Genomic DNA, 6,114 nt, shown 5'->3' with positions numbered 1-6,114 from the left:
CCATTGTAAATTGCAGGGTTATGACTTGCAGTAACCATCATTCCGTAAGGCAATTCATGCTTTTCTACATAAAACATAAGAAGAGGTGTTGGTGCTGATTTATTTACAAGTAAAGTTTCAATACCTTCAGCTGCAAATACCTGTCCCATCCACTGCATTGCTTCCTTTGACAAAAACCTTTTGTCATAACCAATTATAATTCCTTTACCTGTCTTATTTTCAGCCTTCATTTTGTTGCACATAGCCTTTGCTAATAACTGAATGTTAGATTTGATAAATTCATCACCAATAACTGCTCTCCATCCACCGGTTCCAAACTTAATCATAGTTTCCTTCCTTTCTTATAACTTTTATCCTAAAACCACTTCTATTTCATTTACGGTTCCTTCCGGTAATACCTTTATTTCAGGAACAATTTCACCATTTACCTTTATTTCCTTAACTCCTTTCATAACAGCATCAGGATTAAGTACTGTGATATTATAAGTAGCTCCTCTCCATTTTCTTACTGCAGAAAATTGCTTCCAGTCTGCCGGTATACATGGATTGATTTCCAGTTTGTCAAAATCAGGTCTGATACCCAGCATATATCTTGTTGCCGAGAAATACGACCATCCGCCGGAACCCGTCATAAACGGATGTCTTGCACGGCCAAAGGCTGTGTGATCCTTCCCCATAATAAACTGACAGTAGGAATAAGGCTCTGATTCCCTGATTTCAATCATATCATTCTGGTTATACGGACAAAGTGAATTGTAGTATTCCATTGCACGGTCACCACGTCCGAGGACACATTCAGCAGCCCATGCCCATGGATTTGGATGAGAGAATATAGAACCATTCTCCTTTACTCCCGGATATACTCGTGTAACAAATCCAATGTCATCATCCGGAACTGTATATGATGGTGCGTTAAGCATAATTCCGTATTTTGTTGCAAGGTACTTGTGAACACTGTCCATTGCCTTTATGCCCCGTTCATAATCAGAAGCTCCTGATAAAACTGCCCAGGCATTACTTTCCAAATGAACCTTTCCTTCCACATCATTCTTTGTTCCGATTTTCTTAAGATTCTTTGTTATTCCTCTTATATACCAGTCTCCGTCCCAAAGCTGTGTTTCGCATACTTTTTTAACCTTACATGCCATGGCTGTATACTTTTCTACGTCATCATCTCTTCCTAAATATCCTGCCAACTCTAAAAAGCTGTTAATTGCCCAATAATGAAGGAATGAAACCATTGCACTTTCTCCACCGCCTAAATTAAGACAGTCATTCCAGTCAGCCCTAAGCCCCTTACACACACCGGTCTTTCCTACTTCTCTGTCAGAAAAATCAAGTATACTCTTCATATGGTCATATACACGGTCTCTTCCTTTATCTGCATAATCAACTTCCCTGTCAGCAAAGGCTAAATCTCCTGTTTCCTTTATATATTCAACTATAGATGGTATCAACCATAATGCATCATCTGAACATGCATCTTCTATACCGTGAATAATGTCTTTTTTATTAATTCCCGAAATAACCGTTGGTGATTTGAAAGGCTTTTTCTTTTCCTCTTTCTTTTCAAACCATTCCGGGGAGAATAAATGTAATCCATAGCCCTCTGATACCAGTCCGTTTAGAAGCTGTAGAATTCTTTCTTTACATTTTTCCGGATTTGAATGAGGAATAGTCATGGAATCCTGTGCCGTATCCCTGTATCCTAATCCTGTTCTTCCGCCTAACTCAATAAAGGAAGCAAATCTTGAAAACATAATGTTAACTTCAGACTGATATAAATTCCAGATATTAATCATGGTATTCATGCCTTCGTTTGGTGTATTAATCTGAAGACGGGACATTTTATCTGCCCAATATTCTTCTAACTGCTTATATGAATTATCCACATTTTCAAAGTTAGAATATTTTTCCCTTATTTCTTTTCCTTTTTCTCTATTACCTTCTCCCAGCATAAATACTAAACGTATTTCTTCGCCCGGCTCAAGAATGATATTTTTTTGTAAAGAACCACAATGGTTGTTTCCCTTTTCAAAAGAGCCACTGCATTTTCCATTAACAACTGCTATAGGATTGTCTTCTGTATGATACAAACCGATGAATTTATCCCTTAAACAATCAAATCCATCCGGCTCAAAATTTGATGTGAAATACTGATACCCAAACTCTTCATAGAACAAATCATGCTCTATAACTTCATCCTCGTAGGATGAACCTGCGCAATACAAACTCATTTGGAAATTCTGATTATCAATCATAATATGATGGAATGAAAATTCACAGTATGAAAAAATGCTTAGGTTTCTTGGCTTATCATCAGTATTTTTTATTACAACATCCCATAATTCTACATCATCATCCATGGGAACCGTCATTCTCTGACTTGCTTTTATTTTGTCGTAAAGACACTCATATATGGTATAAGAAAGTCCGTGACGGCATTTGTACTGTGCCTTATCAAGAGGCTTCCCTACCGGCTGCCATGAAATACTAAAATAGTCTCCATTGTCATTATCCCTTATATATACATAATGTCCCGGTCTGTCCATTGGAACTGCATTTCCCCTAAATCTTGTAACCCTGTGATATTCCGGCGATTTGTAAAACATATATCCGCCCGCCGTATGATTTATAACGACACATGTATCTTTTACTCCGAGATAATTAGTCCATGATGCAGGTAATGCTACATTATCTATAACATACTCTTTTTTCTCATTGTCAAAATGTCCGTATCTCATATACTCCTCCATTTTTCTTGTAAGATTTCCTTTTCACTGTTCATTATAAACATGAATAGAAATAAAAAGAATGACTGGGGTTGTTTATTACTTTTCTAAATTTGGCGAATTAATGCCTTTTTACATATAAAATTTTTAAGATGTAATTGAAAACTTTGCAAAATAAAAAGAGACACCATTATTGAGGTGTCCCTTTTGTAATTTAAACTACATATACATTTTGTTAAAGTTTGTTAATCTTAAATGCTTCCCATGCTCCTGCAACAGTATCACTTATAGCATATAACTTTCCACCATCATTTAGATTAGCCTGAACATACTTACCGTTAGCTATGGAATATAATGCATATTCACCATCGGATATTTTTTCAATAATGAACTTTTCCCATGTTCCTATGCTATCACTTCTTGGTAATAGCTGACATTTCTCATCAATTACAGCACACACATATTTTCCATTAGAAACTGATCTTAAGGATACTGTTCCATCGTCATTTGTAACTATTTGGAATGATTCCCATGCTCCACCACATGATGAACGGTTAGCTACAATAGTATCACTACCTCCGTTTTCAGCACAAACAACTTTTCCATTGGCAATTGATGTAATATATGTATCTGCGTTATTAAAATTAACTCTGTCAACTTTTTCAATAATTATAGATGATGTTTTGTCGTTAAAGTCTCCCAGTCCTGATGCATCCTGTAAAAGCGTTTTAGCCCCTCCTGAAAATCCTGCATCATTATATAATATTACTCTATATCCGTCAGGAACTTTAACTGATGAAATCTGGTCGTTTTTAATTCCCGCTGCAATCATGGCACTATAATCATATTTTCCTTCGCCTAATGAAACTGACCATCCACCATAATCTGAATGCTCACAGAAAGTTGCCTTTGCATTAGATGACGCATTGGAAGTTGAATCTCCTACCTTTTCAATTACAAATGCCTCCCATGCTCCTGCTATTGAGTCACTTCCTGCAATTAATTTTCCACCATTATCTAAGTCTGACTTAACGTATTTGCCATTTTCAGCACTTCTAATTCCATATTCTCCATCTTTAATTTTGTATATTCGGAATTTTTCCCATGTACTTGGGCTGTCACTCCTTGAAGTGAGCTGGTTTTCTTCATCTAAAACAGCACATACATATTTGTTATTTGCTTCAGCTTTAATATTAACTGTTCCATCACCATTATTCTCAATAAAGAATGTTCCCCATGCTCCGCTGTAACTGTCTCTGTTAGCCATAAGTGGGTCGCTTCCACCATTTTCCGCAACAACATACTTTTCATTTGCTATTGATTTGATACTGTATTTGCCATTTGAAAGGTTGGCAGTAGAATATGATGACATATTAGAGCTTCCAATTTTTTCTATTTTTATAGACGAAGTCTTGTCATTTAAATCATCACCTACATATGATGCATCTGAGGTAAATTCCTTTTTGTCACCTTTAAAATCTGCATCATTATATATTGTTACCTTATATCCCGACGATACTCTAATAGATGAAATTGCATCATTCTTAATTCCGGCTGATATTATGTCACTATAATTATGTGAGCCTTCACCTAATGATACAGACCAGCCTCCATAATTTGAATGTTCATAAAATGTTGCAACACCTGATGTGCTACTGTCTGATGAATTATTATCTGATGAACTGCTTCCCCCTGTAGATGAAACCTTACCCGGTAAATATTCCTTCACAACATTATATATCATATTGTTTTTCCATGCTGATGAAGTTCCTACAGCTGACCATTTATTTTTAATGGTATCCGCTGAATCATTATATATGTCAACTGATTGCGGACTATGATTATAAATACCCCATGAACTGTTTCCGGTAACCTTGTAAGACCATGTTGTCCAATGCCATCCCTGGCTGTTAAATATAGACATAGCAGTCTTCCAACCCTGTTCCTGTTCAAAACACGTAAATTCTCCTACAAAAGTTGGTACACCATAATTGTGACTTGAAATATCAGAAACTTTTCCTGAAAAATACGATTGCTGGGCGGAACTGCTGTTTTGTGCATTCCATGGATAATAATGGTATTCATATGCAACATTTGTCCATCCGTACTGTGATGGTCTCGGAAGATTATCTGCATCCCAACATGATTCCATTATAATAATATGATCTGAATCTTTTGAACGTATTGCGTTATATATCTCATTGTAAAAGTCCCACTGAAGACTATATGTTGCAGCCGCTTTGATTCCCGGTTCATTTAAAATATCATAAGCTGCTACAGCAGGATTTCCCTTAAAATGTTCAGCTATGCTTTTCCACAAATTCAATGTTTTATTTTTATTGCTTTGATTGTAATATAACTGCGTACCATCATTTACCTCACCGGAATGATCCATACCATTTTGCGAACCAAATGCTCCGTGCATATCCAGTATTACATACATTCCTCTTGAACTACAGTTACTTACAAACCAATCCAATCTATCAAAGGCATTAGACTTTAAATTACCATTATCATCACATAAATTCATATATGTAAAAGGTAGTCTGATAACACTCATACCCATTTCAGCACAATTATCAAAATCCTGTGTTGTCCAGTAATTGTCTTCATATGTTGCTACCAGTTCATCTCTCTTTGAAGAACCAAATCTGTTAGCTAAAGTGTCCATCATTGTTCTTTGATCTGATGCATTAGTGGGATTCATCCAGTTTTCCTGAACAAGCCATCCACCTGCGTTGGTTCCACGCAAATATACAACATCGCCACTTCCCTTTGATTTTCTTATTTGCGTTCCGTTTACCTTTAAAAAATCATTTGATTCAAGGGCTGATGCTGCCTTCACCTGTGTAATGTTTGCAATATTTCCCGTAGCTACCAGTCCTAGTGTCATTGTCAAAGCAAGAGCTGCACTGACAAATTTTCTTCCCATTCTTTTTAAACGTCTCATAAATTACTCCTTGTAAAATCTGTTACGTTAATTTTACAACTAAGGATTATCCCTAACAATGATTCATATTTTAGATGAAACGATTTTATTTTATGAGTACACTAAAAAATACATACCTAAATTTTAGATTGCATCGAATTAATTTTATTGAAGTCTATACTTTATAAAATAAAATTCTGTAGACTTCTCGTAGACTTTTACGCGGTATTGACTTGTAGGCACAAAAAAGAGACTCCTGTCAAAATCTACAAGAGTCTCTAAATTCCTTATAAAATCAAAGTTTTAATTAAAATTTGCCTTCATCAGCAGCCTGCTGTACGGAAACAGCAACAGCAACTGTAGCACCAACCATTGGGTTGTTACCCATTCCGATAAGTCCCATCATTTCAACGTGAGCCGGAACTGATGAAGAACCTGCGAACTGAGCATCTG

General features: G+C 36.1%; 3 protein-coding genes and 1 pseudogene. All 4 read right to left on the bottom strand.

Annotated features, from left to right (window positions below; all coding sequences use genetic code 11):
- A pseudogene (locus Q5O73_RS09710) lies at positions 1-326 on the bottom strand (phosphoglucomutase/phosphomannomutase family protein); the annotation flags it as partial.
- A 24-nt stretch (positions 327-350) separates the two neighbouring features.
- Positions 351-2,744, bottom strand: a complete 2,394-nt coding sequence (locus tag Q5O73_RS09705; RefSeq protein WP_302669579.1) for a N,N'-diacetylchitobiose phosphorylase — start codon at positions 2,742-2,744, stop codon at positions 351-353.
- 223 nt (positions 2,745-2,967) lie between these two features.
- On the bottom strand, positions 2,968-5,682 hold the full coding sequence (locus Q5O73_RS09700; protein ID WP_302669578.1) for a cellulase family glycosylhydrolase: 2,715 nt from the start codon (positions 5,680-5,682) through the stop codon (positions 2,968-2,970).
- 286 nt (positions 5,683-5,968) lie between these two features.
- Positions 5,969-6,114: GGGtGRT protein (locus Q5O73_RS09695; RefSeq protein WP_302669580.1), on the bottom strand; the 146-nt coding region annotated here is incomplete at its 5' end.

The sequence above is a fragment of the Eubacterium sp. AF15-50 genome (assembly GCF_934835595.1).
Lineage (GTDB): Bacteria > Bacillota > Clostridia > Lachnospirales > Lachnospiraceae > Eubacterium_G > Eubacterium_G segne.
The sequence above is the reverse complement of the archived record's forward strand: the minus strand, read 5'-3'. Positions and strand labels throughout refer to the sequence as shown.

Coding starts and splice junctions, on each gene's coding strand:
- Q5O73_RS09705 (WP_302669579.1), bottom strand. CDS start 2,744: ATGAGATACGGACATTTTGACAATGAGAAAAAAGAGTATGTTATAGAT.
- Q5O73_RS09700 (WP_302669578.1), bottom strand. CDS start 5,682: ATGAGACGTTTAAAAAGAATGGGAAGAAAATTTGTCAGTGCAGCTCTT.